1 pseudogene is annotated in these 415 nt (G+C 57.8%); it reads right to left on the bottom strand.

The features are described 5' to 3' along the window. A pseudogene (locus BVI061214_RS14090) lies at positions 1 to 167 on the bottom strand (transposase); the annotation flags it as partial. Positions 168 to 415: the final 248 nt, after the last annotated feature.

Below are 415 nucleotides of genomic sequence, written 5' to 3' on the forward strand. Positions count from 1 at the left end.
AGGGCCAGGAGTTCGGCCAGGGTGGCCTTTTGGTGCTTTTGCTTTTTGGGGAGCTTGAAACCTTGAGCGACGAGGGCTTTGAGTTCGTCATCCACCCAAATGTAGGTAGCCACGATGAGGGTCTCTGCGTCAAGATGGTAGAGGGGGTGCTCACGGTCTTGTGGCATAGCACCCCCTCTTTTTTCACACCCTGGGGGGACAGATCAAGTAGCACACGAAGGGATGTATTGACCGATTACAGAACCTTGACAGCAAGGGGGGGGGGGGGCATGGTACCCTTGAGGTGTAGGGACACTCCCTACAGCGAGGAGGTAAAGGATGCGCAAGGTGCTCATGGTCCTGATGGCCCTGGCCCTGGTGGCGGTCTTACCTGCCCAATCCCTGGCTCAGGGGTACTTGGTCTCCTACGCCCTGC

Origin of the sequence: Thermus aquaticus, from assembly GCF_001280255.1 — a bacterium.
In the GTDB taxonomy this organism is placed as follows: domain Bacteria; phylum Deinococcota; class Deinococci; order Deinococcales; family Thermaceae; genus Thermus; species Thermus aquaticus.